The organism is Limosilactobacillus sp., from assembly GCF_022482365.1.
GTDB lineage: Bacteria > Bacillota > Bacilli > Lactobacillales > Lactobacillaceae > Limosilactobacillus.
This window is the reverse complement of record NZ_JAKVPE010000001.1, coordinates 466,808-493,413: the sequence shown is the minus strand read 5'-3', so window position 1 is coordinate 493,413 and position 26,606 is coordinate 466,808. Positions and strand designations below refer to the sequence as shown.

Genomic DNA, 26,606 nt, shown 5'->3' with positions numbered 1-26,606 from the left:
TATGTCAGGAATACTTGAAAACAAGCAGATTATTGTCATGGGGGTTGCCAACCGGCGCTCCATTGCCTGGGGATGCGCCCAAGCCATGGCGGCGCAGGGGGCCACGGTTATCTACACTTACCAAAACGAACGGCTGAAGCGGGGGATTAGCCGGCTCGTGGACGATGACCAGCGACTGTTTGAGTGTGACGTTGCTAGTGACGACAGCATTCAGAGCGCCTTTAAGCAGATCAAGGAGCGCTTCGGAGCGGTGGATGGCATCGTGCACGCGATTGCCTTTGCGAAGAAGGAAGAATTGGGCGGTTCAAGCGTCAACATTAGCCGCGATGGCTACGCGCTGGCCCAGGATATTTCATCCTACTCGCTAATCGCCGTGACCAAGTGGGCAAAGCAGCTTGAACTGCTGAAGCACCCCGCCAGCATCGTCACCCTGACCTACTTCGGTGCCGAACGGGCAATCCCAAACTACAACGTGATGGGGATTGCCAAGGCGGCCCTGGAAGCCAGCGTTCGTTACCTGGCCCGTGACATGGGGCCGGATCAGGTGCGGGTCAACGCAATTTCGGCGGGGGCGATGAAGACCCTGGCTGTTACCGGGATCAAGGGGCACAGCGACCTTCTGAAACTGTCACGGGATTGGACCGTTGACGGAGAAAGCGTCACCCTGGAGCAGATCGGCGGGACCTGCGCATTCTTGATGAGCGATCTTTCGACGGGCATTGTCGGCGACGTCATTTACGTCGACAAGGGCGTCCACTTGATGTAATGATGGTAAACAATGGTAGCGATTTGTCGGCAGCGACGATCCGGCAGCATTTAACCAAGTTTGGTGGCGCCGTAATTGTCAAGCCGATCCTGCGGTCAACCCAGGATTTCGCCAGGCAATACTGGCGGGCGCACCAGCAGAACCAAGCAGTCGCCGTAATCGCGGATCGGCAGACGGCGGCATACGGGAAGGCCGGCCGTTCCTTTTATGCCCCCAGTGGCACCGGCATTTATCTCAGCCTGCTCTGGCCGGCTGAAGCGGTTAGCCAGCCCGGCCTGCTGACCACTGGCGTCGGTGTGGGGGTGGTACGAGCCCTGCACCAATGCTGCCCGGAGAATAACCTGCGTCTGAAGTGGGTCAATGACGTCTATTGTCGGGGGAAAAAGGTCGCCGGAATCCTTACCGAAAGGTTGGAGAATTCCTCAAACGGCCGGTCGGCGTGCGTCATCGGGATCGGCATTAATCTAACGACGGTCAGCTTTCCGGATTCTTTAGGCTCCACTGCTGGTTCCGTCGTGCCAGGACAAAGGGTGGCCCGCAGTCGACTGATTGCTCACCTGCTTGATCAATTAACACTAATTCACGTGGAGTACCGCTCGGGAGGATTGCTGCCAGAATATCGGCGGTATTCATTACTGGCGGGCCACCGGGTTCGCCTAAGCACGGGCCAGGATGAGCTGACGGGGCAAGCAATTGGGATCGATGACCAGGCTCGCTTAGTGGTCCGGGACGATTATGGACGTGAGCACCGCCTGGTTAGCGGCGAGGTGGCCAAGGTTTATTTTTAAAAGACAGATTAAGACAAAAATCCCAGAGTAGTTACGATCATTACTCTGGGATTTTGTTAGTATCTGGAATTATTCCGGGAAAAAGAGCGCCAGCAGCTGGTCCAAAATTTGCTCCGGCACCAACTGCCGTTCCGTACGCTGTAGGTAGTAGCTATCGCCCCGTAAGCAGGCGATCAGCATGTCGGCGCGAAAGGCCACTGTGATGGAACTCAGCCCCGGATTGGCCTTACCAATCAAATTGGCGAACAAGTGGTGGAGTCGCTGATAGTTGGTCCGGGAATAATACTGGGTCGCTGATTCGAGGCTACCGGTGGGCAAGAGGTGCTGACGGTGCTCCCGAAAGCTTAGGTAGTCGCCGAGCACCTGGCACACCGTTTCTCGGCTGATATCCTTATTCTGGATCACAGTCTCCTCGCGGGCGAGGTAATCATCGAGCTGGGCGTAAGCCAGGGAGATGAAGAGGTCGCCCCGCGTGGGAAAATTCCGGTAGAGGGTTCCCACGCCGACCCCGGCGGCCCGGGCAATTTGGGCCATTGTAATCTGGTCGGCCGCGTTTTCTGCCAGGAGCTGTTCGGTAGCTTTAAATATTTTTTGGCGGTTGTGTTGAGCGTCCGTTCGCATAGTTTGCCTCCAGTGAAAATTGACAAAATTTCTTCTGAGGAATAGTATACCATTATGAATAAACGGAATATATTCCGTTAAGGAGGAAAACATGAATTTTCGGCAACGAATAGTTTTAACGATTGCGATGCTCAGTTACCTGTTGACGGCGATGTCGAACTGCCTGGTGATCACCGGCCTGACGAAGATTGCAACCGACCTGCGTCTGGATCAAGTGGGTCTTTCCTGGGTCCAAAACGCTTATGGCCTGGCCTTTGGCAGCTTCTTGCTGCTGAGCGGGCGACTCAGCGATGCATTTAGCCGGCGGAGGATCTTAAACATCGCATTGGCAATTTTTTTGTTCGGTTCACTGCTGTCAGGATTGGCTACGAGCGGTGGTGTCATGATCGCCGCCCGCTTCTTGCAGGGGCTGGGTTCGGCACTGCTGGCGCCAACCAGCATGGCGCTTTTGATCGACTACTTTGAGGGCCCCGCTCTGGTTAAGGCGATCGCCTGGTATAGCTCGGTTTCCGGACTGGGGGCGAGCATCGGCCTGGTGCTCGGCGGTCTCTTTGCCAGTTTGTGGTCCTGGCGGTTGGGATTTTACCTGAACGTCCCGGTCTGCCTACTGATGCTGGCCCTGTCGTGGCGGACGTTCGAGGAGTCGGCCACCTCCCAAACGCACGAACGATTTGATCTGCTCGGTACGCTTACCTCGGTTCTGGCCTGCAGCCTGCTTGTCTGGGGCTTGAATGGTGCCAGTCATCCCGTGCTCGTTTTGGCCCTTGCGATGATCTTCCTGATTGCCTTTGTGGTCATCGAACACCGCAGTCAGTCTCCGCTGTTGCCACTGCGAATCTTTAAGAACGGGGTGCGGACAAATGGGTATCTTTGCCGGGCGATCCTCAATGGGGCCGTGCTTGGCTACTGGTTCTTCGTTTCGGAATACCTCCAGCAGGTCCTGCACTATTCGCCGCTCAAAGTCGGTTTTGCCTATCTCCCGTTGTCGGTGACCCTTTTCTTGGCCGCGATGGTGGTTCCCCGGCTGATCAACGCGTGGAACGACAAGGGCGTGCTGATCCTGGCTAGTTTGACCATGCTGGCGGGTTTTGGGCTGGCTCTCGTGATGGATGGCCGCGGTTACTGGCTGGGTACCGGTCTGCCAATGCTGATCCTTGGCTGCGGTCAGGGCTTGGCGCTTGCTCCCACAACCAACATGGGAATCTATCAGGTGCCGGCGGAGCACAGCGGCACAGCCTCGGGGCTCGTCAACGTTGCTCATCAGCTCGGCGGCGTGCTCGGCCTGGCCGTGATGGTCAATCTTGGGACCAGCCTTGTGAGTGCGGGTGATGTTAATGGCCAGTTTCGGGTGGCGATGATCGTCGCGCTTGCCATGATGACACTGACGTTTTTGCTTGCAATCTTGGCAGGAAAAGAAGAAGCTGAATAAAAATTGCAAAATTCCCTTGACAATTTTGCCTGGTGCGTGTAAATTAAAATGCAATTAGAAAATGATTATAAAAACACGTTGAAAAGACAAGTAGTCCGACCAGCAGCGCGCAGAGAGTTTCCGTTTGGTGAGAGGAAATCGGTGCGGTCAGGCGAAGATCACTTTGAGTGCCCGGGTGAACATCAGTAACCCGCGGTGGGTGCAGCCCATTACAGCTGCCGTGTTTAGCGCTGGTCGCTGAACATTGAGGCTAGTGGTGCGAGCTGCTAGTGAATTTAGGGTGGTAACACGCGCGAGCGTCCCTTGACTCAGCAATGAGTCGAGGGGCGCTTTTTTTATAATCAGCAACTCTTAAGATTTAATGAGAAGGGATGGATTGATTATGAAGTTTACAGTAGTTGGAGCCGGTGCGATGGGCTTACGTTTTGGGGTGTTGCTGCAGGAAGCGGGGAATGAGGTTGACTTTGTCGAAGCCTGGCAGCCCCACTATGACAAGATGAAGGAGCAGGGCGGCGTCTACGTGACCCGGGAGCACAAGAACAAGCACCTGGTTCCGGTCAACGTCTACACGCCGGAGGAATACACCGCCACCGACGCGGACTTTGTCTTCTTTGAGCTCAAGCAAATGCAGCTCGACGATATGCTGAAGCGCTGCGCTCACTTTTTCAAGGACCAGTACTGCCTGACCGCCATGAACGGGATGGGCCACGTCGAAAAGCTCTTGAAGTACTTCCCAAAGGAAAAGCTGGTGGCCGGGACCGCGCTGGTTGCCACCATCCTGACCGGCCCGGGCGAGGTCGAATTCGTCGGTGAACCGGGGATGGGGACCACTAACTGGGCCAACTACACCGAAAAGCCGGACGAGAAGACCCACGAGCTGATGGCCGAAATGAAGAAGGCTAACTTTAATCCGTCGCTGAAGACCAACTTCCTTGGCACCCTGATGGCCAAGGTCGTCTTCAACTCCGTGGTCAACACCCTTTGTACGATGTTTGAAATCACCATGGGCCAGTACGCCAGCTTTGAAAAGGCCGATGACCTGTCCCGTCAGCTGATCGACGAGGCCTACGACGTCTGTGAACGGGCCGGGGTTCAGCTGGTTTCGACCCGGGCCGAGGAACTGGAGAGCGTCGACTACGTTTCCAAGGTCGGCAACCCGAACCACTACCCATCGATGTACCAAGACATGAGCCATAACCGGCCGGTCGAGGTCGACTACATCAACGGCTACTTTGTCAAGCTCGGCCGCAAGTACCATTACGAGGCCAAGACCCACGCCTTCGTGACCAACCTGGTTCACCTGGCCGAGGCAACGCGGGATGCCCGGAAATAAGAAACAGTAATGATGGACTGCTCTGCATTAGCGGGCAGTTCATCGTTTTTTTGTGTTTGTAATCTAAAATACTGATTTTGGGATGTTATTATAAGGTTGTAATTTATTTTAGGGAGGAACAATTTATGACCCACAAGAAACTCTATAAGGCCGGTAAACAGTGGCTGACGGCGACTATCACCGTCGCGGCCCTGACCGCTGCGGCCGGGCTGACGGCCCAAGCTGCCAATGCGGATACGACGACTGCTTCCGCACCAGTTGAACAGGTCCAGCCTCAGCAGCAGTCAACGCCCCAGCAAGCCAATGATTCTCAGGCACAGTCCCAAATTAGCCAAAATAGCGCAGCGGGGGAGAATCAAGCCACGCTGAATGACCAGCAAGACCAGGTGTCGACCTCGCAGGCTAAGGCCAACCAGGCCAATCAATGGACTAACTCGGCCAATGGTTGGTCCTATACCGATAGCCAGGGCAAGAACGTCACTAACCAATGGTTAAAGGTTAACAATAATTGGTACTATTTTAACAATGACGGATACGCCCAGACTGGCTGGTATCAGTCTGCGGCTGGCAACCGATACTATTTTGACTTACAAAACGCCTGGGCGCTGACTGGTTGGCAACGGCTTGACCATTCTTGGTACTACTTCGACCCCACCAATGCTTGGGCAACCAAGGGCTGGTTCCAGACGCAAGCCGGCAACTGGTATTACTTTGATCCACAAAGCGGTCAGGCACAGACTAAATGGCAGCAGATCAATCAGCACTGGTACTACTTTGACCCGACGAATGCCTGGGCTTTGCGTGGCTGGCAGGAAATTAATAATGCTTGGTATTATTTTGACCCAAACCAGACCTGGGCGCTGACCGGTTGGCAGCAAATTGCTGGCCACTGGTATTATCTTTCTCCCGATCAGCATGGTCAGATGCAGGTAGGCCTGCAAAAGATCAACGGTCAACTTTACTACTTAAACGAAAATCATGACGGAACTTACGGCGCAATGAAGACCGGTGAGCAAGTTATCGCCGGTGCTCATTACTTTTTCCAGAATAATGGTGCGGCGCTGACCGGCTGGCAAAACGATGGTCAGCAATACTATGATCCGGAAACGGGCCGGCGGAGCAGCGGTGATACGGTTATTAATGGTCGGCACTACTACTTTGACCCACAGACGGGGAATAAGCGCACCGGGCTGATGATTGTCAATGGCAAACTGGCCTATTACCAAAGTACTGGTGATCAGGCGGCTAAATTGACCATTAACGGGAAAGAGTATTCACTGGACGATACACTTACTGCCAAGGTACTGGTTGACGGCCTCAACACTGTCAATGGTGAGCACTATTATTATGATGCTTCCACCGAGACACTGCTGACGGATACTTGGAAAAAGCTCAACAATTCCTGGTACTACTTTAATGCCAACGGCAGCGCGCAAACCGGTTGGTATCAATCTGCAGCGGGTCTCTGGTACTGCTTCAATGATGATGGTACCGCCAAACAGGGGTGGTACCAATCTCCGGCCGGCAACTGGTTCTACCTCGATCCGACGAATGCCTGGGCGCTGACCGGCTGGCAAAAGATCAACGGCCACTGGTACTACTTTGATCCGACAAACGCTTGGGCGGTCAAGGGCTGGTACCAATCCGCGGCCGGTAATTGGTACTACTTTGACCCAGTAAATGCCTGGGCATTAACCGGCTGGCAAAAACTCAATGGGCAGTGGTACTACCTTGATCCCGAAAACGCGTGGATGTATGTTGGCGTTCACAATATTAACGGCACTACCTACTACTTCGATCAATCGGGCCACTGGATCCCAATGCGGACGCCAATTAACTACTACGAATCCTCTGAAACGATTGCCTACCCAAACGTTTCCCAGCTAGCTCATCTGTGGATCAAGGTTTCGATCGGTCAAAACCGGGTCTTCATCATGGATGGCGACAATATTGCCTACGTAATGTATTGCTCGGCCGGGGTTTACCAGAATGGTCGGAGTACGACGCCAACGGGCACCTACTACATCCAAAGTGAGCGGGGCAACAGCTTCTACAATGCCAGCCTCGGTGAAGGAGCAAACTACTGGACTTCCTTCCTGTATCATGGTGTTTACCTCTTCCACTCCGTACCAACCGATTCTCGTGGTAACTACAAGCCGGATGAAGGCCGCAAGCTCGGCGTTTCTACCGGTTCTCACGGGTGCATTCGACTCTCGGTCGCTGACGCCAAGTGGTTTATGAATAATATTCCGACTGGCACGAAGGTCGTAATTAATAATTGATCAAGATCAAAGCCTTGATTAGTCCAAGCGCAACTGTAAAGTTAATTAACTAAAAACGCGACCCGCGATCGGAAAAGACCGCGGGTCGCGTTTTATGGTTCTTTATTATTAATCCCGACTCTCGCTCAGCAACCCGTCCATGAAATTCTGCATGACCACCCGACCACCGCTGGGCCGTTCGTGCTGCTGAAAAAGCATCTGGTGGTGAACGTTTTCGTAGCCAAAGAGGGTGTTGGCGTAGTGCTTAATTTGTTCATCATCGGGGTTATCGATGAGCTGGTTGGCCAGGTTGACTAGTCCAACCTTGATGGCCCGGCGCATTCGCTGAACCATGATTTTCCTCTCGTGACCGTCAATCTGGAGCTGGCCGGTGAGGTCGACGTCGCGGTAGTGCTCATTCGCGTTGTCCATCAGGGTGATCACCCGGAGAATGTCAGCGCTGCCCAGCTCAGCAGCCATGCCGAGCGTCTTGAGGATTGTGTTGGCCCTTTCCCTGACGGAAACCGGTTCCGGGGCCGGCTTGGCACCATTAAACTGGTTGACCATCGCCGAGATCGACGAGAGCTGCTGGGCCATCTGGAGACTCTGCTCCACTTTTGCAATCACCGTCTTGACCTCGATAAGGTTGACCGGCTTATTGATGAAGAATTCAATCCCGGCCTGGTAGGCCTTGGCCCGCAGCTCACTATCCTGAACCTTGGAGATCATGATGAACCGCACCTGGGGCTTGCTTGCCTTGACCGCTTTGACGAGGTCGATCCCCGAAAGGTCGGGCATCAGGAGGTCGGCAAGCACGATGTCAACGTCCCGCAGCTGAAGCTCGTTTTGGGCCTGGCGGGGATCAGTGGTCATGCCGACCACCTCGTCGTTGAAATTTTGCTCGATGATGTTTTGCAGGACGTAAAGGATTGCCTGATCATCATCAACAATGTAAAACTTCATCTTCATTAACTCCCTTGCTAGTTAGTAGTTTCTTATTCAGGAAAACGTGAAAGGTGGTGCCGCTCCCTTGCTTGGAGTTGACCGTGATCCGGCCGGCAAACTGATCCTGGACGATTGATTGGACGTTGGAGAGACCGATCCCCCGATAGATGTCGCCGGACTGGTCGAACTTCGTTGAAAAGCCCGCCTTGAAGATCAGCGGCAGCATCGCCTCGGGGATCCCGCTGCCGTTATCGCGAACGGTGATCTGGACGTCTTTACCCTGGTCCTGAACCGCAATCACAATTTCGCCACTATGCTTCTTGCCGATCGCGTCGATCCCGTTGAGAATTAGGTTGGACAGAATCGTCACCAGGTAGTAGTGCTCGGGGACCGTGCAGTCGAGATTGTTTTGGACCACCAGGTTGATATTAAGATGCCGGGAATGAATGATCATCTGGGAATAGGAGCTGACAATCTTTAATATGTCGTTCATTCTCATTGGGGCATTATTCTGGTCGTCGAAGTAGTCGCCCAGTCCTTTAATGACGTCCTGGTAGGAGTGCTTGATTTCGTGGACCCGCTGGGCAATCTGATAGGCCATCTTTTGCTCTTCCGGCAGCTGCTCAGCCTTGAGACGCTCGTTGAGCAGGTAGGCGTTCTTGGTGACGGCCTCGATATCGTTGACGTTCTTCTTCATGAAGTAGACCTCGCTCTTGACGGCGGCGGCCACCCAGATGAAGTGGTAGTACTGTTGCTCATGTTCCTCGCTGCGAACGATTAGCAGTTGAAAATAGTGAAAAAGAAAGGAGATAAGGGTGGCCACCAGCGTGCGGACCAGGGCGACGACAAAGACCAGTTCGACGACGTAGAGAGTCAAACCCTGCATTCGGGTTAAGAAGCCGATCTCCAATAAGTTCGACAGGTAATCACAGATCACGATCGTTAGAAAGAAGGCCGAATTGTTGCGGAAGTGGCGCTGCCAGTAGAGCAGGTAGTAGATAATTACGTAGCAGCTAAAATAGAGAATGTCGGCCACCGTGTAACTGAGGACGTGGGTGGTGTTGTGGGTGAGGAGCAGGATCAGGCCGCGAAAAACCGGCGAGGCGATTGCGATGGCAAAGCCCAGCTGGAGGGGATTAAGGTCCTGGTTGAAGTAGAGAAAAACCGGCAGGAGTAGGGCGGAAAGGGCAATGATAAAGCCGGGCACGAAGGCGTTGAATTCGGCCTGGGAGGCCAGGGCGACGCAGATGGCCGCGATGATGATCCGCTGCCACTTATGATAATTAAGAAAACTGGGGTTCTTGATCATGATTACCTCTGAAGCTGCTTTGAATTTTTGTGATTTTTTTTGAATATATCGGAAAGCGCTTTCTATAATAAAAAGTGTTTTTGGGGACGAAACGATCGCATTTTGCCCCATCATTCATCATTATACGCTAGTTGACGATCTGACAGCGTCTTGATGGTGAAAGCAATTATTCTATTGTAAGGGAGTTAAGATTATGGACGCAACTGTCGAACAGCCGCAGAAGAAAAAGTGGAAATTGAAGATGCCCGGCGCCTTCACGATCCTGTTCTTCCTGACGGTGATTTCAGTAATGCTGACCTGGTTCGTGCCGGCGGGGTCCTATTCCAAGGTCTCCTATGGGCACCACGAGCTGACGGTGACCCAGCCGAGCGGCAAGAAGACCACCATGCCAGCTACCCAGGCATCACTGAAGAAACTGAATGTCCAGATTGACATTGACCAGTTTACCTCGGGGGCGATCTCCAAGCCGGTTTCGGTACCCGGAACCTACAAGCGCCTGAAGCAGCACCCGGCCAGCCTTTATTCAATCTTTACCAGTATGGTCAACGGGACAATGCAGGCCGTGGACATCATGATCTTCATCTTCGTCTTAGGGGGCCTGATCGGGGTCGTCAAGGCGAGTGGGGCCTTTGAGTCCGGACTGGAGGCGCTGACCAAGCGTTCAAAGGGGAAGGAATTCGTCCTCGTCTTCATGGTTGCCGTTTTGCTGGCCTTCGGGGGGACCTTGTGTGGGATTGAGGAAGAGGCCGTGGCCTTCTACCCAATCCTGGCACCGGTATTCATCTCGATGGGTTACGACTCGATCGTGACCGTCGGGGCGATCTTTTTGGCTTCCTCCATCGGGACGACCTTCTCGATCATCAACCCGTTCCAAGTTGTAATTGCCTCGAACGCTGCCGGAACCCAGTTCACTCAGGGGATGACGGGCCGGATCGTCGGCTTCACGGTTGCCGTGATCTGCCTGCTTTTCTACCTGCACTGGTACGCCCGCAAGGTACAGAAGGATCCAACCTTCTCTTACACCTACGAGGACAAGGCCAAGTTCGACGCAATGTGGTCGATGGACTCGACGGAGGAAAAGGACCTCTCCTTCACCACGAAGAAGAAGATTATCCTGGTCCTCTTTGCCTGCGCATTCCCGATCATGATTTGGGGTGTGATGGCGAAGAACTGGGCCTTCCCTGACATGGCGGCTTCATTCCTGCTGATCGCCGTGATCATCATGTTCCTGACCTGCTTTGGGAAGAAGGATGGCCTGGGTGAATACCAGACCACCGAGGCCTTCTCAAACGGTGCCGCCAGCCTGGTTGGGGTATCCTTGATCATCGGTCTGGCCCGGGGAATCAACAACATCTTAAACGAAGGTTACATCTCCGACACGATTCTCTACACGTCATCCGAGTTGGTTAAGCACATGAGCGGGTCCGTCTTCATCATCATGATGATGCTGATCTTCTTCGTTCTGGGCTTCATCGTGCCATCCTCATCCGGCCTGGCCGTATTGGCAATGCCAATCATGGCTCCGCTGGCCGACACGGTTCACATTCCACGTTACATCGTGGTTACGGCCTACCAGTTCGGTCAGTACGCAATGCTCTTCCTGGCCCCGACCGGCCTGGTAATGGCAACGCTGCAGATGCTGGACATGAAGTACTCGCACTGGTTCCGTTTCGTTTGGCCAGTGGTCCTCTTCGTCCTCATCTTCGGTGGCGGGATCTTGGTAACCGAAGTACTGCTTGCCTAGTTGGCACAACGGCTGTCTCTTTTTAGGAGGCGGCCTTTTTTACTGGGCAAAGAAGGCCGATTGTTCACTCGCTTTCCCCTGAATTGGATAGTATAATGATTATTAGTAAATGATTTACTAGAACGGAGAAGGTGACGAAAATCGCAACCATCAAGGAGATTGCGGCGAAAGCGGGATATTCGCCGGCGACAGTCTCACGCTTACTAAACAACGATCCTAACCTCTCAACGACCGCCGAGACGCGTCAAAAGATCATGGCGGTCGCGGATGAATTAGGCTACTGGGAGGATCACCAGCGCCGGGCCGCGCGCCCTGAGCATTACAACCTTGCCCTTCTTTACCGGATCAGCGGCGAAGAGCAGCTCCAGGACGAGTATTTTGCCTTCCTGCGGCGGGCAATCAATCATGAGGCCAAGCTGGAGGGGATTTCCCTGCAGAGCTTCCAAAAGATTGACGACTTGATTGCCGAAGCATCCGCCTTCAATGGCTTTATTGGGGTGGGAGCCGATCGGGTGACCCTGGATAAGCTGACGGCCCTGCATGAAAAATTGCCGGCGGGGGTCTTCATCGACATCAACTTGGCGCCACGCCTGTTTGACTCGGTCAAGCCAAACCTGGAGTTGACCGTCCAGGACGCCCTTCAAAAGCTGGTGACGGCCGGTCACCAGCGCATCGGCTTCATCGGTGGGCAGGGACTCAACCTGAACAACATCCAGCAGCGGGACGCCCGGGAGATTGCCTTTCGCGAATTTACCAGTCTTCAGGGGATTCGCGAGGCGCCCGTCTTTATCGGCGGTCAGTTCAACGTCTCGACGGGCTACCAATTGGGTAAACGGGTCCTCGAGCAGTCAGGTGATCATCTGCCGGATGCCTTCATCGTCGCCTCCGATACCCTGAGCGTCGGCGTGCTCCAGGCCTTCAATGAGGCCGGGGTAATCGTTCCCCGCGATACCGCCGTGGTCAGTATCAATAACAGTGAGGTGGCCAACTATGTTTCACCGCCGCTGTCGTCTTACAACATTAACCAGGAAACACTCAGCCGGATGGCGCTGCGCCTGTTGCAGGATCTAATTAAGCATCCTGGCCGACCGCACGTTCACCTCCAGGTCAACACCGATCTGGTGGTGCGAAAGAGTTTCATTCCTTAAGCTACTAGTAAGGCGGTGGGGCAGAACTCGCTTGCGAGTTCGTCTTCCCACCCCCGCGAGGCTGGCTAGGCGTCCTGGGCGTTGATTTATCAACGTTCAGGATCCAGCCAGCTACCGCGTCGTAGCATTTATAAGCTATATAACAGCAAAGAGGCTAGGTTAATTCCCAGCCTTTTTTTATTTCATTTAGTAAATATTTTATTTTTCTTCATAAACTATTTACTAAATGTTTTAAAGGACGTATAATAACCCTTGAAAACGATTACAAGAATTATCGTTGAGGAGGTTATAGCATGGCAGCAACTAGCCACAAACTAACCGGGAAGCAGATTGCTTCTCGTGCATCATTCTGTTTTGGTAACGTTGGTCACTCTGCCTTTTACGGGGTAATGAGTACCTACTTTATCATCTTTGTCACTGGTGGGATGTTTAACGGCCTGCCGAAATCCGTTGCCAACCGGCTGATCGGGTTGATTACCGGCCTGATCGTCGGGGTCCGGATCTTGGAACTGTTGATTGACCCACTGCTGGGGAACATTGTTGACAATACCAAGTCACGCTGGGGTAAGTTCAAGCCCTGGATCATGGCCGGGAACATCGTCAGTATCATCCTGCTCCTGATTCTCTTTACCGGGATCTTTGGCCTGGCCAAGGTTAACTGGGTACTGTTTGCGGTATTATTCGTTATTATCTTTATCACCTTTGATATTTTCTACTCCCTGTCGGATGTTTCCTACTGGGGAATGGTCCCAGCAATCAGTGAAGACTCTCAGGAACGGGGGATTTACACCTCACTGGGTGCCTTTGCCGGAACGATTGGTTGGAACGGTCTGACGATCATCGTTGTTCCAACCGTTACCTACTTCACCTTCCTGGCAACCGGGAAGCACAACGAAGGGCCGGTCGGCTGGTTTGCCTTTGCGGCCATCGTTTCTGCCGTTGCCCTGCTGAGTGCGATCGCCGTTTGCCTGGGAACCAAGGAAAAGCACAACATTATTCGGAAGTCGGCTCAGGACAAGACCACGATCGGTCAAGTGTTCTCCGCCATCTTCCACAACGATCAGATCCTGTGGCCAAGTTTAGCCTACCTGCTTTACTCCTGTGCCTACGTTATCACCAACGGGGTTCTGTTCTACCTTTACAAGTTCGTCATTGGTAAGCCTGGACAATTCTGGATCGTTGGTGTCATTGCCACGATCATCGGCTTCTGCACGAGCCCACTTTTCCCAATTTTGAACAAGTTCATCCCGCGGAAGTGGCTCTTCATCGGTGGTCAGATCTCAATGGGACTGGCTTACGTGATCTTCATCTTCTTCCGGAGCAATGTCTTCATGATGGACCTTGGTCTGGTACTCTTTAACATCAACTTCGCCCAGCTGGTTACTGTGCTGACCCTGACCGATGCCATTGAATACGGTCAGCTCCACAACGGCCAGCGGAACGAAGCCGTTGTCCTTGCCGTTCGGCCAATGATCGATAAGCTGACCGGTGCCATCTCCAACGGGCTGGTTGGTTACATCGCCATCGCCGCCGGAATGACCGGTTCAGCAACCGCTGCCGACATGACGGCCCACGACATTCACACCTTTGATAGCATGGCCTTTTACATTCCGTTGGTCTTTGCAATGCTGTCAATCCTGGTCTTTGCTTGGAAGGTAACCCTGAGTGAAAAGAAGCACGCAGTCATTGTTGAAGAATTGAAGGATAAGCTGGCTAACGGCAATGCCGAAAGCACCGCTAATGCCACGGTTGAAATGCCTGCAGAAAAGACGGAAGATGGTGCTAAGACCGAAACCATTGCCGCTCCGGTTAGCGGGAAGGTAATGGCCATGAAGAAAGTCATTGATGCCGATGGCCAGCCGTTCCCAGGAACTGGTTTTGCCATTAAGCCGAGCGAGGGCAAGATCTATGCACCGTTTGACGGTCAGATCAACTTTACCTTCGGCACCCGCCACGCCTTCGGAATCACTTCCGATCAGGGCTTGGGCATGGTCATCCACATCGGGGTCGGCACCGTGAACATGCGGGGCGAAGGCTTTAACGCCCACTACACCGATGGGGAAGAGGTCAAGGCCGGTCAACTGCTCTTTGACTTTGACCGTGACCAGATTCTCAATGCTGGTTACCAGGACGTTGTCGTCACCTTCTTCACGGAGCCAAAGCGGATTAGCGCGATGAAGGGGCTCGAGCCTGGCAAGCAGGTCAGCCATGGTGATTCTGTCGTCGACGTCGAATTTAAGTAAGTAGAGGAGTGTTTTTCATGAAGAAGGAAATTCCTGATTTCCTGTACGGTGGTGACTACAATCCGGAACAATGGCCGGAAGACACCTGGAAAGACGATATTAAGGTCTTCAAGCAGGCGGATATTAACTCCGCGACCATCAACGTCTTTTCCTGGTCGCTATTGGAGCCACGCGAGGGTGAGTTTGACTTTTCTAAGCTGGACAAGATCATTGAAAACCTCTCGGCGGCCAACTTTGACATTGTCCTGGCCACCTCAACCGCGGCAATGCCAGCCTGGATGTTCAAAAAATATCCCGACGTTGCCCGGGTTGACTATCAGGGACGGCGCCACGTCTTCGGTGCCCGGCACAACTTCTGCCCGTCCAGTGAAAACTACCGGCGCCTGGCCCGCCAATTGGTCCTGAAGTTAGCACAGCGCTACCACGACAATCCGCACATTGTGGCCTGGCACGTCAACAACGAATACGGTGGCAACTGCTACTGTGACAACTGTGCAGCGGCCTTCCGGGAGTGGCTCAAGGATCGCTACCAGACGCTGGATGCCCTGAACGCCGCTTGGAACATGAATGTCTGGTCCCACACCATCCATGATTGGGACGAGATCGTGGTGCCAAACGAACTGGGCGACGCCTGGGGACCCGAGGGCACGGAAACAATTGTCGCTGGTCTGTCGGTAGACTACCTGCGTTTCCAATCCGATCAGATGCTGGACCTCTTCAAGCTGGAAAAGAAGCTGATCGAACAGTATTCACCGGACATTCCGGTAACGACCAATTTCCACAGCCTGCCGAACAAGATGATCGACTACCAAAAGTGGGCAAAGGACCAGGATATCATTTCCTACGATAGCTACCCAGCCTACAACATGCCGACCTACCACCCGGCCTTCCTCTATGACCTGATGCGGACGCTCAAGCACCAGCCGTTCATGCTGATGGAATCGACCCCGTCACAGGTGAACTGGCAGCCATACAGCCCCCTGAAGCGGCCGGGCCAGATGCGGGCAACCGAACTGCAGGCAGTGGCGCACGGTGCCGATACGGTTCAGTTCTTCCAGCTCAAGCAGGCACTGGGCGGTTCGGAGAAGTTCCACGGGGCAGTGATTGCCCACTCCGGGCGGACCGATACCCGGGCCTTCAAGGAAGTTGCCAAGCTGGGGCGCGATTTCAAGCAGGTTGGTCCAACGATCCAGCACTCGACGACGCCGGCCAAGGTGGCCCTGGTCTTTGACTGGAGCAACTTCTGGTCCTTCGAGTACGTCGACGGGATCACCCAGGACCTCGAATACATCCCGCTGATTCTCGACTACTACCGCCAGTTCTATGAACGCAACATTCCGACCGACGTGATCAGCGTCGATGACGACTTCAGCCGGTATGATCTGGTCGTGGCGCCGGTTCTCTACATGGTCAAGCCGGGCCTGGACCAGAAGATCAACCAGTACGTGAAAAACGGTGGCCACTTTGTCACCACCTTCATGTCGGGGATGGTCGGCCCGTCCGACAACATCTATCCGGGTGGCTACCCAGGACCGCTAAAGGACGTTACCGGGGTCTGGGTCGAGGAGAGCGACGCCGTCTTGCCTGATCAAGTCGTTAAGGTTAAGGTTGGCGACAGCGACTACGATGCCCACCTGATCTGCGACCTTATTCATCCCGAGGGCGCAACCGTTCTGGCTAGCTATGACAGTGAATTCTACGCTGGCACGGCGGCAGCCACCGAGAATAAGTATGGCCAGGGGACTGCTTGGTACATCGGCAGCCGGCTCGAACATGCTGGCCTCGGCAAGCTGATTGACCACATCGTCAAGGCAGCCGGTGTTCACCCATTGATTGCGGAACAAACGCCGCTAGAGATCACCAAGCGGGTCACCGCTGAAGGTCGTGAGCTCTACTTCGTCCTCAACATGGGCAACGAAGCGCACGACCTGCCGAAGAGCTTGACTGGTTACCATGATCTGCTGACCGGCAAGCAGGCAGCACCACAATTAAATGGCTGGGACGTGGAGATCCTTTCGCAAAACTAGATTAACTTACATATTGACTCCTCCCAGAATAAGGGGCAGCGTTCGTCTATTAGCAGACAAGCGCTGCCCTTTTTGTCGCTGCTCTTTACGATGACAGTTTGAGAAGCCCAGGTTAAACGACTACAATGGGGATAGATGTTAAATAATTTGGATAAAGAGGAGATCTTAGCATGCCATGTACAACAATTTTAGCTGGTAAAAAGGCGACGGCGGACGGTGCGACCCTGGTGGCCCGGAACGAGGACTTCGGGCACGCCTTTAACCCGAAGCGCTTCATCGTCGTGACCCCGGACAAGCAGCCACGGGAGTACCAGTCGGTCACCAATCAATTGAAGCTGTCTCTGCCGGACAACCCACAGCGTTACACCGCGGTCCCGGAAATCCCGACGGTGGCCAAAAAGATGGGAATCTGGGGTGAGGCTGGCATCAACGCCGCCAACGTCACGATGTCCGCCACCGAGACCAGCACGACCAACCCGCGCGTCCTCGGGATTGACCCCCTGGTGAAGAAGGGGATCGGCGAGGAAGACTTCGTCACGATCGTCCTGCCATACATTCACTCTGCCCGGGAAGGGGTCCAGCTGCTGGGCCAGTATCTGGAGAAGTATGGCACCTATGAATCCAACGGGGTCGCCTTTTCCGACCGGGATGAGGTTTGGTACATGGAGACGATCGGTGGCCACCACTGGGCTGCCCAGCGGATCCCGGATGACTGCTATGTCGTGGCACCAAACTGGTTTGCCATCACCGCCTTCGATTTTCAGTCGTCTGATACGATGGCTTCCGCGGATCTGGAACAGATGATTACCGAAAACTATTTAAACATCGATGGAGGGACCAACTATAACCTGCGCCACATCTTTGGCAGTCATAACGACTCCGATTATCGCTACAACATTCCGCGGCAGTGGTACATCCAAAAACTCTTTAACCCGACCGACATTGAGCAGCCGGACAACCCAGACCTGCCCTTTGCCCGCCAGCCGGAACACCTGCTGACGATCGAGGACGTCAAGTACGCCCTGAGCTCTCGCTACCAGCACACGCCTTACGATCCATACAGCGATCTCGGAACCGATGCCCAGCGCCACGCATTTCGGCCGATCGGTTTCCAGCGGAATTCGGAGATGCACATCCTACAGATTCGGAGCGACGTGGACGAAAAGCTGGCCGGGATCTGCTGGCTGGCCCTGGGGCCGAACGCCTACAACGCCTTGGCACCGTTCTATACCAACGTTCTTGACACTCCAGCAGAGTATCGCGACACGGCGGAGCACTTCAATATCAAGAACATGTACTGGCTCTCGCACGCCCTGGCGACGATTGGCGATGACCACCCGAAGCGCTACGAGGCAGCCATTGAAGAAATGAAGCAAAACACGATTGCCGCGGGTCGCAATGTCCTGCGTGCTACCGACCAGGCTGCGGCCGGGCTAACTGGGACTGACCTGCAGAAGAAGCTGGCGGCGGCCAATGCCGAGACGGCCGCTAAGGCTCACGAGCTGGGGATGAAGTGCCTGGGCTCGATGGTCGAAACGGGTTCCCTGCGGATCCGGCTGAACTATTAATTTCCTAGCTGAACAAAAAAATGCCCGCAGTGTTGCGAGCATTTTTTGTTTCATTTGTCTACTTGTACGGCGTTGATCCGCTCCAAGGCCAGCTCGGTCATCTCTGGGGTGATCCGTTCGGCACCAAGAATATAGGTGTTGTCTTCCCGCGGGTTAAAGAGAATTAGCGCCTTGATGGTTTGAAACTCCTTGTAGCGGCCGTTGTCCTTGCCTAAAACGTAGTAGAGTTCGAGTTGGATCCGGTTGGCCAGCCGCTTCAATGGTGACGTCCGGTAGATCTTCAGGTCCATCAAGTAATCCGGCGAGAGGTAGTCACCGTCGCCGTAAACGGCTCCAGAAGAACTTTCAACCGTGAACCCGGTCACCGTTGGCGTACCGTAGCGATCAAAGAAGCCTTTAATCCGCTGCAGCATAATTTGCAAGTGCCGGATAGTAATCGGATCGACCGTCACCGGTGCCGGGTCATAATGTCCGCTCCTGTAGGCGGCTTCGTACTTGGCGAGCTCAAAGGCGGCCTGCCAGCCGGCCGCCGAATTAACGAATTTGCTGCCGGCAGTCGCCTGATGAAGGGCCTCCACTTGCTGTTTGAAGTCGGGCAGGCGGTCGACGAGTTGGGCACCTTTTTCGGCATTTTCAAAGGCCGTTTCGTGCTGGCCAACGATCAGGTCACGGGCGAGCAGGTCGAGGACAATCCCAATTAAGTTAGCAGGAACCGATTCGTCCTTGTCGGCGAGGAGGCCAAAGTCGTCCGAGTCCTCGGAAACCGTCATAAAATCCTTGGGTGCCGGGTAGGAACCCTTGGGCCAAACCTGCAGATCGTGGCCGCCGATCTTCGTGTTTGCCAGCTGAGTAATTGTTAAGCGATGAGTCATGATTTCCACTCCCTTCCACTAGAAAGCGCTTTCATCATCTTAATTATAACATTAATTTATCTCCTGTGTATCCACTGGCGAAATTTACTGACCTTCTTTTGCGGGCATTACCATTTGAGCTGCCTGGACGAATTCCTTCAATCCGGGCGACTGGTTGGTTGGCAGGTAGATCAGCTTGAAAGTAAAGCGCTGAGTATTCGCACCGGCGATCGGCAGGTAGCGAATTGGTTCGCTGGGATTGGCCAGGTACGAAATCAGGTTGGCGGGGTAAAAGGACAGTGCCTGCCCCAGGCTAACCTGCATCTGCATTTGCTCGTAGGAGAAAGCGCGGTGAATGCTGATCGATCGTCCGAGCTTGCCCAGGCTCTGGACAAACGCCCGCTGGAGATAATTGGACTCCTCGTTACTGTAGTAGATCACGGGATGGTGGCTGATCAGTTCAGGGGTGACCTGGTCCGTGGGAAACAGGTCTTTGTGTGCGCCGATGAGCATCTGGTCCTCGTCCACGATTGCGGCTTTTAATCCAGCCTGGGCAAGCTGCTGGTTGAAGCCGTAGTCGTCCATGATGAAGGCGCAGTCGAGGTTGCCGATCAAGACGTCGGCAATCAGGTGCTCAACGCTTTCCTCCGTCGTCAGCGGTGTCACGGGCGCAGATAATTTCTGGAGCCCGGCCCGCAACAGGACGGCATCAAAGGGCGAAAAATAGCCGATGCGCAGCTGGGGAGCCGTCCTGGTGGCGAGGGAGTGGAGGTCGGAGCTGGTCTCGTTAATCAGCTGGAGAATCGTTCGACACCGCTTTTGAAAGAGCGCCCCCGCGGCGGTCAATTGGATGCGATTTTTGTTTCTGGCAAAGAGCGGTGTCCCAACTTCATTTTCGAGCCGCTGCATTTGCTTGGAAACCGCCCGTTGGGAGATATAACCCTGCTGGGCCGCCTTTTGAAAGCTGCCCAGTTCGGCAACCATTAGAAACATTCGCAGTTGATCAACGTTCATTCATCATTCCTCCTGACAGGCGAATATAAAGGTTCGGCAGGTGAGACGAATTGCCCACTCTACAACTTTTCACCTTCATGATACAGTATAGGTGTTCAAAAGTTAACAAAGCAAAAAATACGGAGGCGTTAGTTATGAAGATCGAAGCTGCCATGGTTAATGAAGCTAAGCAACCACTTGAGATTAAGGAATTAAACCTTGACGATATCAAGGATAATGAAGTCTTGATCAAAATCAGCGCTAGCGGTGTTTGCCACACGGATGCGGTTGGTCGGGATGGCGGCACGACTCCGCTGCCGCTAGTACTCGGACATGAGGGCTCGGGTATCGTCGAAAAGACCGGGGCAGATGTAAACAGCGTCCAAGTGGGGGATCATGTGGTTCTTTCCTTTAGCTACTGCGGCAAGTGCCGTAACTGCCGGGCAGGGCACCCGGGAATGTGTGAACACTTCAACGAGTTAAACTTCGGTGGCAAGAACTTTGATGGCACCTACCGTCTGCACACGACAAGCAATGCGGACGTCAACGTCTTCTTCGGGCAATCCTCCTTTGCCACCTATGCCGTTGCCGATGAGCACAGCGTTGTCAAGGTGGATCCGGAGGTTGATCTCAACCTGCTCGGCCCACTGGGCTGTGGTATTCAAACCGGTGCCGGCACGGTGCTTAACTACTTAAAGCCAGCACCGGACGACGCACTTGCCATCTTTGGTGCCGGTGGTGTCGGCCTGGCTGCTGTGATGGGGGCCAAGGTTGCCGGAGTTAGGCAAATCATCGTGATTGACCGCAACGATAACCGGCTGGCGATCGCCAAGGAAGTTGGGGCCACGGACGTAATCAATACGGACGATGTTCCTTTGGAGAAGCTGCAAGATGAATTTCCAGAGGGGGTCAAATACGCAATTGACACCACGGGAAGCTCTCTTCTGATTAAGACTGCGCTCGGATTGCTTCAGCCGGCGGGTGAGTGCGTGGTTGTTGGAATCGGCGGCAAGCTGGAACTAGACCTGATGAGTGATTTACTGCTGGAGTCCAAGAAGCTCTCCGGCGTAGTGGAGGGCGACAGCCAACCGCAAAAGTTTATTCCCCAGCTGGTTCAGTACTACAAAGAGGGCAAGTTCCCATTTGATAAGCTGGTGCGTTTTTACGATTTCAAGGACATTAACCAGGCCTTTGCCGATTCGAAGAGCGGGGCGATCATCAAGCCGATCGTGCTGGTTAATGGCCACGAATAAAAATAATGGTATTAGGTGCCACGCACTTGATACCATTATTTTTTTATCAGCGACCAAAGCAAGGGTGACCGATTGTCAAAATTTAATTGACTAAATATGCAAAAAAGCCTTGCAAAATTACTGAAGATGCCGCATAATAATACACAATCACAATATACAATTAAATTCCAACTTGTATTTGATGAGAAACTTGATTACGTAAATGAAAACCCCGTCGCGAATGCGGCGGGATTTTTTTTACGGTTAAAAGAGTTGAACGAACGGTTTCTTGATTAAACCAAACAAGACGTCGATTCCGTAGATGGCAACGATAATAATCAGGATGACGAGGCCCAGCTCCCACTTTGAAAGCTTAAGCTGGGGATGTTGTTGGCGCGCGTGCCAGTAGATTGGCAGCCCAACGGCGTAGACAATGAACTCGGCGACCGTGTACTTCAGTCCGGCCGACAGCCCCATCAAGGCCGTGTAACAGAAGGCTAGGCCGCTGACCCACCGACCATTGCGTGGGTGGTGGTGAGTAAAGCTCGGGTAGTCACCACGCCAGGCGAGCTTGAAGAGGTAGGCCTCGGCGATCAGGTAGGGTGGGATGGTCATGGCACTGCTGATCACTAGTAGCTTCTGGTAGGCATGTCCGTCGTAGTGGGCGATGAGGATAATCGCCTGAATAGTCACGGTGGCGAGCAGGAGGGCGAAGAGTGGTTCCCCGTGTCGACTGGTTTGGGCGAAGATGTTCGGGAAGGTCCCGTCATTTTCGGCGGCGTAGCGGGGAAGCTCGCAGATCATTTCCAGCCAGGAGATCCAGCTTGCCAGCACCGTCAAAATCAGGGTGATCCCGATGGTTGTCCGTCCCCAGGAGCTGTGCCAGATAATGCTTAAGATATGGGCGGTAGAGGGCGAAGCAAAGCGCTGAAGCTGTCCGTATGAGAAGACACCGAGGGGCAGGAGGCTGACCAAGACATCGATTGCTAGGCAGATGAAGAAGCCCACGGCCGTTGCCCGCCGAACCAGGTGATGACTTTTGGCCTCGCTGGCCATATCGGCGGCCCCTTCAACCCCGCTAAACATCCAGAGGGTGATCATCATGGTGGCCAGAGTCTGTTTTGGAATTGAACCTAGTGGTTGATCGTGCAGGCGGGGGATGCGGAGTTGGGCCGCCATGTTTGTCGTGAAGATATCCGGGTCAAACTGCCGCGCCAGGGAGATCACCAAGCCGGAAATGACAATCAGCATTAGAAAAATGGCGAAGCGCTGCAAGCGACTGGATTCGGCGGTCCCGCGGAGGGTGATGGCACTCATTCCCCAGGTGAGGATGGAAGCACCGATGACGGCGGGCCAGTTGTTCCCACCAGTAAAGGTTCCGGGGAAAAAGTAGTTGAGGGTGTTCATCACCAGGACTGCAAAGGCGGCGTTGGTGGCACAGTTAGCGACGAAATATCCCCAGGCGGTCAAAAAACCAACCAGGGGACCGAAACCATGGATCCCATAGTCATAGAGCCCGCCGTTGAGGTCGGGTTGAACATCACTGAGAATGATGAAGGTTTCGGCGACCAGCCACATCCCAATTCCGGTGGTTAGCCAGGCGATAATTTGGGCCTGGGCCCCAGCGACGGTGGCCATATTTTTCGGTAGGTCGAAAATGGCCGAGCCAATCATGGCACTGATGCAAATGGTGACTAAGCCTAGGAAACCGAGCTGATTTTTTTCGGTCGCTTGCATGGTGGGCACTCCCTTCTAATGTTCTTTATAATTTAATTATAATTAGTTTTAAGAACAGGAGGACTGGTTTTCGTGAAATAAATTAAATAAGTTGTTGGGTGAGGGGATAATTGTGCAGAAAAGGTTGTAAGCTATTTGATTCATAGCCTTTAGATCGAGCAGATATTTACTTTAACTAAATTGAAAACAAAAACTTTAAATACAAACCACAAAATTCCAACCAACCATTGCCGTCAGCTAATCGGCCTGTTAAAATAAAATGCAGGTAGTGATTGCCTACCTACTTACGGAGAGACCATGTCAATACATGATCTCTTTTTTTGTATACAAAAAACCACTCAACCGATGAGATGAGTGGCAACTATTCTTACTTGAAGAAAATATTGAAAATGGCTGCAGCCGGAATGAAAATGAGTGAGGTAACGCCACCATAAAAGAGAAAATCCATAGCCGTATTACCAGTTTGTGGCAATAGAGCGGCATCAAGCGAACCTTCGCTCACGATGTCCTTGGCTTTTGTGGGTGTTGTAAGCTTAACACTCTTGCCCACCTTTGCTTTTGTGGTGCTGGAAGAAGCATTCTGACCGTTGATTACTGTTGAGTCGTTTCCGTTTGCAATTGTGGCTACCGCAACCTGGCCGCTGTCTTGGTCATCATCCTTAGTAGAAGCAGAGACAGCTGTTTCTGCTTTGGATGAAGAAGCTGCTTGAACCGCTTTAGAATTGCTTGGCGTTTCAGTAGAACTACTGTCATTGGTTGAGCCGTTCGTTACATCAGTACTCTGCTTTGGTGTTTGGGCAGACCCTGGCTCGGGAGCCGATTTGGCACTCGAACCATTATCGGTTAATGAAGAACTGCCACCCGTGATGCTGGTGCTTTGTGATGAATTATTGCTATTTGCCTGATCGGCGGATACGCTACTAGTAAAAAAGCATAGCGTCAAAACAGTAAAGGCTAGTAACAGGCAATTTTTTAAATGTAAGTGGCTTTTCATGCCATATTCCCCCAATTTTCTTATCCAATAATCCATTATAGCGAATTAGCACCCGTTTTCAAAACTATTTTATTACGCGGGGCTTGATTAAGGACGTCAGCAGCCACCAGCCGGCAGCTAAAAGGAGACCAGCGAGGACGTCCGTCGAGTAATGATCTCGCAGGTAGACGCGTGAAGACATCACGGCAAGTATCCAGACTGCTCCCACAACTGATAACAGGACTCGCTGCCAACGGCGGTGAAGATGCGGCCACAGGAGAGTGATGATCGTCAGCGTGAAGAGGGTGGTTGCAAAGGTGTGCCCACTGGGGAAGCTATACCCCCTGGCGGCAACTAACTGATGGGTCGGTCGCGGCCGAACAACGCTATACTTCACGGCAATGACCAGTAGGTAGCCAATCACCTGAATACCAAGATACCACCCACCTGTTGCAAGTCGATGCCGCCACCAGCACAGCAGGCCAATCAAGACGGTGATGGTAAAAACGGTTGTTGGATCGCCGAGCCGAGTAATCACAGCGTAAATACTGGTCCGGAGTGCGGTGGTTGGTTGAAGAAGGTGGTAGCCCCACTGATCAAGAGCGGTGATCCAGGAAGCGTGGGCTAAATAGGAAAACAAGAAAACGCCAAAGGCAAGCCAGCAGGATATTCCACCGAGTAAAATCTTTTTGCTTTTATTCAAATTTGTCACCTAAATTTCAAGATTATTTCTATTATAACAATTGACAGACACCAAGTTGGTGCTATTCGTGTTAAAATGATTAACGATTTGCAATTATTGTTAGATGGAGAGTTGAATAATGAAGAAAGTAAGCAAGAATCTGCCCCTGGCAATCGCTACGGTTGTCCTAGGGGTCGTCGTCGGCTTCAGCTCGTTGCTGGTCAGCGTTGCCCTGGATCTGACGGAAAAGTACTTCCTAAGTTTTGAGGAAACCAACCTGGTGCCGGTTAACTGGATGGACAGCGGTCTGCACCGCTTCCTCTCGGTATTGGTCGGTGGGATCATTGCCGCAATCGTTTGGTACCTTCTGCAGCGGCACTATAAGCCGGTTAAATTGGGGAAAGCTGTCAAGGGAGCCCACATGCCTCTGGGCAAGACGATGATTCACGTCTACACCCAGATCTTCTTCGTGGGAACTGGGAACTCGATCGGTCGGGAACTGGCCCCACGGGAAGCCGGTGCTGCCCTGGCCCAGACCTGGGAGCGTTTTGCCCGCGGGAAACAGTTCCTGGGGCTGGATGCCGAAGACCGTCGGATGATCGTTGCGGCGGCCGCGGGTGCTGGCTTTGCCGGAGTCTACATTGCCCCGATCACCGGTGCGGTTTTTTGCATGGAGCTGCTGTACAAGAAAATCAACGCGCGGGTAATCGCCGTCAGCCTGACAATGTCGGTGATTGCCACCCTGATCGGTTCGATCGTGAAGGGCTACAAGCCGTACTACCTGGTCGGCTCCAAGACCTTCCAGCTGCAAATTCTGCCACTGGCTCTGGTCCTGGGACTGGTATGCGGCCTGCTTGGAACGCTCTTTAAGAAGTACATTGCCGTTGCCAAGGCACACCGGGCCACTACCAAGCACGTCTTGGTCCAGCTGCCGATTATTTCGGCGATTACTGGTGCGATTGCCGCCTACTTCCCGCAGATCATGGGGAACGGTCGGGGATTGGCACAGCTGGCAATGAACACGACTAGCGCCAGCAAGACCGTTATCTTAACCCTGCTGTTCGGCCTGGTTGCCAAGGCCCTGGTAACGCTCTTCGTCATGAAGTGCGGGGGCTATGGTGGTGTCCTGACACCATCGATCGCGCTGGGCGCCGTGCTAGGAGCTTACGCCGGCATGATTTACGTCAGCCTGGTACCGGGGGTAACGATGGCCCAGGCCGCCGTCTTGGGCGCCGCCTTCTTCCTGGCTGCATCCCAGCAGGCACCGTTAATGGCGATGTTCATGCTGTTTGAAGTCTGCCACCTGAACTTTTCCGCTTTCCTGCCACTGGCAATGGGAGTGGCGATCTCCATCGCCCTTTCCAAGTGGCTGCAGACGAAAGCCTTCTTTGCCTAGAAAAATAAGGCCCAGCGATCGTTTTGATCACTGAGCCTTATTTTAGTTCTCATCATCGGTCGACTTTTTGTCCAAGCCAACGGTGACGTTTTGCTCCTGAGCAACATTATAGCGGGCGAGGAGGATCTGCTGATACTTGTCCTCGATGACCTTCGGGGTTGCGGTTCCGTCGATTTCTGGAACGTCCTTTTTGAGCTTTTCTAGGACCTGGTCGTCAAATTGGTACTCCGGCTTTACGGCCTCGTCCCCCTTGAGAAGGGCAAGCGTTGTGTCGTAGTCCAGCGTTTGCACCTCCCAGGCCGAACGATCGGCATCCGGCTGGTGGAGAACATCGGGCTTGTCCTTCAGATCCTCGCGAAAGCCCTGGTCATCGTACTGGTAGTCTGTCTCTGCCATCTTCTTCAACTCCTTTTGTTCCTTCCTAATTTAACTCACGAGCGGTTAAATGTCTACTATGCTGTAAAGTGAGCTATACTAAGAGGTGAGGGAGGGGTTAATCATGAAGAAAATGGATCCACAGCGTAAGTACGTGATCGCCCTGACGGTCCTGGTCGTTGCTT

Annotated in this window: 21 protein-coding genes and 1 other annotated feature; of the genes, 12 read left to right on the top strand and 9 right to left on the bottom strand. The window is 53.4% G+C overall.

The features are described 5' to 3' along the window. Window position 1: 1 nt before the first annotated feature. Both fabI and LKE23_RS02335 read left to right on the top strand, forming a co-directional pair. Entirely contained in the window at window positions 2-766 is a 765-nt protein-coding gene (gene fabI / locus LKE23_RS02340) for an enoyl-ACP reductase FabI (RefSeq protein WP_291977903.1), read from the top strand. Then, complete coding sequence (locus LKE23_RS02335) at window positions 766-1,554, top strand: biotin--[acetyl-CoA-carboxylase] ligase (protein ID WP_291977902.1); 789 nt, start codon at window positions 766-768, stop codon at window positions 1,552-1,554. The genes fabI and LKE23_RS02335 overlap by 1 nt, the downstream gene beginning before the upstream one ends. Window positions 1,555-1,623: 69 nt before the next feature. Here LKE23_RS02335 and LKE23_RS02330 read toward each other — a convergent pair whose 3' ends face one another. Next, window positions 1,624-2,175, bottom strand: coding sequence for a TetR/AcrR family transcriptional regulator (locus LKE23_RS02330; protein ID WP_291977901.1), 552 nt, complete (start codon window positions 2,173-2,175; stop codon window positions 1,624-1,626). A 91-nt stretch (window positions 2,176-2,266) separates the two neighbouring features. Between LKE23_RS02330 and LKE23_RS02325 the strand changes: the two genes are divergently transcribed. From LKE23_RS02325 to LKE23_RS02315, 3 genes are all read left to right on the top strand, one after another. Beyond that, window positions 2,267-3,604: an MFS transporter gene (locus tag LKE23_RS02325; protein ID WP_291977900.1), complete on the top strand. Its 1,338-nt coding sequence runs from the start codon at window positions 2,267-2,269 to the stop codon at window positions 3,602-3,604. Between the two features lie 69 nt (window positions 3,605-3,673). Next, window positions 3,674-3,911: a binding site (T-box leader), on the top strand. A gap of 75 nt (window positions 3,912-3,986) precedes the next feature. Next, complete coding sequence (locus LKE23_RS02320) at window positions 3,987-4,937, top strand: ketopantoate reductase family protein (protein ID WP_291977899.1); 951 nt, start codon at window positions 3,987-3,989, stop codon at window positions 4,935-4,937. A gap of 125 nt (window positions 4,938-5,062) precedes the next feature. Next, entirely contained in the window at window positions 5,063-7,219 is a 2,157-nt protein-coding gene (locus LKE23_RS02315; protein WP_291977898.1) for a L,D-transpeptidase family protein, read from the top strand. Between the two features lie 108 nt (window positions 7,220-7,327). Here the strand turns inward: LKE23_RS02315 and LKE23_RS02310 are convergent, their stop codons facing one another. Both LKE23_RS02310 and LKE23_RS02305 read right to left on the bottom strand, forming a co-directional pair. Next, window positions 7,328-8,161, bottom strand: coding sequence for a DNA-binding domain-containing protein (locus tag LKE23_RS02310; protein ID WP_291977897.1), 834 nt, complete (start codon window positions 8,159-8,161; stop codon window positions 7,328-7,330). Next, on the bottom strand, window positions 8,142-9,452 hold the full coding sequence (locus tag LKE23_RS02305; RefSeq protein WP_291977896.1) for a sensor histidine kinase: 1,311 nt from the start codon (window positions 9,450-9,452) through the stop codon (window positions 8,142-8,144). Before LKE23_RS02305 ends, LKE23_RS02310 begins: the two co-directional genes overlap by 20 nt. 193 nt (window positions 9,453-9,645) lie before the next feature. Here LKE23_RS02305 and LKE23_RS02300 point away from each other — a divergent pair, with 193 nt between their 5' ends. The 5 genes from LKE23_RS02300 (at window position 9,646) to LKE23_RS02280 (ending at window position 18,182) form a co-directional block, all read left to right on the top strand. Further along, the gene (locus LKE23_RS02300) at window positions 9,646-11,196 is read left to right on the top strand and encodes a YfcC family protein (RefSeq protein ID WP_291977895.1); all 1,551 of its coding nucleotides are present in this window, start codon (window positions 9,646-9,648) and stop codon (window positions 11,194-11,196) included. A 140-nt stretch (window positions 11,197-11,336) separates the two neighbouring features. Then, window positions 11,337-12,344 carry a LacI family DNA-binding transcriptional regulator gene (locus LKE23_RS02295; protein WP_291978308.1) on the top strand — a complete coding sequence of 336 codons (1,008 nt, stop codon included), beginning with the start codon at window positions 11,337-11,339 and terminating at the stop codon, window positions 12,342-12,344. A 293-nt stretch (window positions 12,345-12,637) separates the two neighbouring features. Next, window positions 12,638-14,587 (top strand): PTS sugar transporter subunit IIA, encoded by a 1,950-nt coding sequence (locus tag LKE23_RS02290; protein ID WP_291977894.1) that lies wholly within the window; start codon window positions 12,638-12,640, stop codon window positions 14,585-14,587. A gap of 17 nt (window positions 14,588-14,604) precedes the next feature. Then, the gene (locus LKE23_RS02285; protein WP_291977893.1) at window positions 14,605-16,614 is read left to right on the top strand and encodes a beta-galactosidase; all 2,010 of its coding nucleotides are present in this window, start codon (window positions 14,605-14,607) and stop codon (window positions 16,612-16,614) included. Window positions 16,615-16,784: 170 nt separating this feature from the next. Then, window positions 16,785-18,182 (top strand): C69 family dipeptidase, encoded by a 1,398-nt coding sequence (locus LKE23_RS02280; protein ID WP_291977892.1) that lies wholly within the window; start codon window positions 16,785-16,787, stop codon window positions 18,180-18,182. Window positions 18,183-18,232: 50 nt separating this feature from the next. On the opposite strand, the gene LKE23_RS02275 is transcribed toward LKE23_RS02280, so the two are convergent. Together LKE23_RS02275 and LKE23_RS02270 are read right to left on the bottom strand one after the other, a co-directional pair. Further along, window positions 18,233-19,054: a hypothetical protein gene (locus LKE23_RS02275; protein WP_291977891.1), complete on the bottom strand. Its 822-nt coding sequence runs from the start codon at window positions 19,052-19,054 to the stop codon at window positions 18,233-18,235. Between the two features lie 84 nt (window positions 19,055-19,138). Next, window positions 19,139-20,047 carry a LysR family transcriptional regulator gene (locus LKE23_RS02270; RefSeq protein ID WP_291977890.1) on the bottom strand — a complete coding sequence of 303 codons (909 nt, stop codon included), beginning with the start codon at window positions 20,045-20,047 and terminating at the stop codon, window positions 19,139-19,141. 134 nt (window positions 20,048-20,181) lie between these two features. Here LKE23_RS02270 and LKE23_RS02265 point away from each other — a divergent pair, with 134 nt between their 5' ends. Continuing rightward, window positions 20,182-21,279 (top strand): NAD(P)-dependent alcohol dehydrogenase, encoded by a 1,098-nt coding sequence (locus LKE23_RS02265; RefSeq protein ID WP_291977889.1) that lies wholly within the window; start codon window positions 20,182-20,184, stop codon window positions 21,277-21,279. A 243-nt stretch (window positions 21,280-21,522) separates the two neighbouring features. On the opposite strand, the gene LKE23_RS02260 is transcribed toward LKE23_RS02265, so the two are convergent. From LKE23_RS02260 to LKE23_RS02250, 3 genes are all read right to left on the bottom strand, one after another. Beyond that, window positions 21,523-22,995: an amino acid permease gene (locus LKE23_RS02260; protein ID WP_291977888.1), complete on the bottom strand. Its 1,473-nt coding sequence runs from the start codon at window positions 22,993-22,995 to the stop codon at window positions 21,523-21,525. 367 nt (window positions 22,996-23,362) lie between these two features. Beyond that, window positions 23,363-23,989, bottom strand: coding sequence for a hypothetical protein (locus LKE23_RS02255; RefSeq protein ID WP_291977887.1), 627 nt, complete (start codon window positions 23,987-23,989; stop codon window positions 23,363-23,365). A gap of 64 nt (window positions 23,990-24,053) precedes the next feature. Further along, window positions 24,054-24,671, bottom strand: coding sequence for a phosphatase PAP2 family protein (locus LKE23_RS02250; protein WP_291977886.1), 618 nt, complete (start codon window positions 24,669-24,671; stop codon window positions 24,054-24,056). 118 nt (window positions 24,672-24,789) lie between these two features. Here LKE23_RS02250 and LKE23_RS02245 point away from each other — a divergent pair, with 118 nt between their 5' ends. Beyond that, on the top strand, window positions 24,790-26,046 hold the full coding sequence (locus LKE23_RS02245) for a chloride channel protein (RefSeq protein WP_291977885.1): 1,257 nt from the start codon (window positions 24,790-24,792) through the stop codon (window positions 26,044-26,046). A 42-nt stretch (window positions 26,047-26,088) separates the two neighbouring features. Here the strand turns inward: LKE23_RS02245 and LKE23_RS02240 are convergent, their stop codons facing one another. Beyond that, the gene (locus tag LKE23_RS02240; protein ID WP_291977884.1) at window positions 26,089-26,442 is read right to left on the bottom strand and encodes a hypothetical protein; all 354 of its coding nucleotides are present in this window, start codon (window positions 26,440-26,442) and stop codon (window positions 26,089-26,091) included. Window positions 26,443-26,606 lie beyond the last annotated feature (164 nt).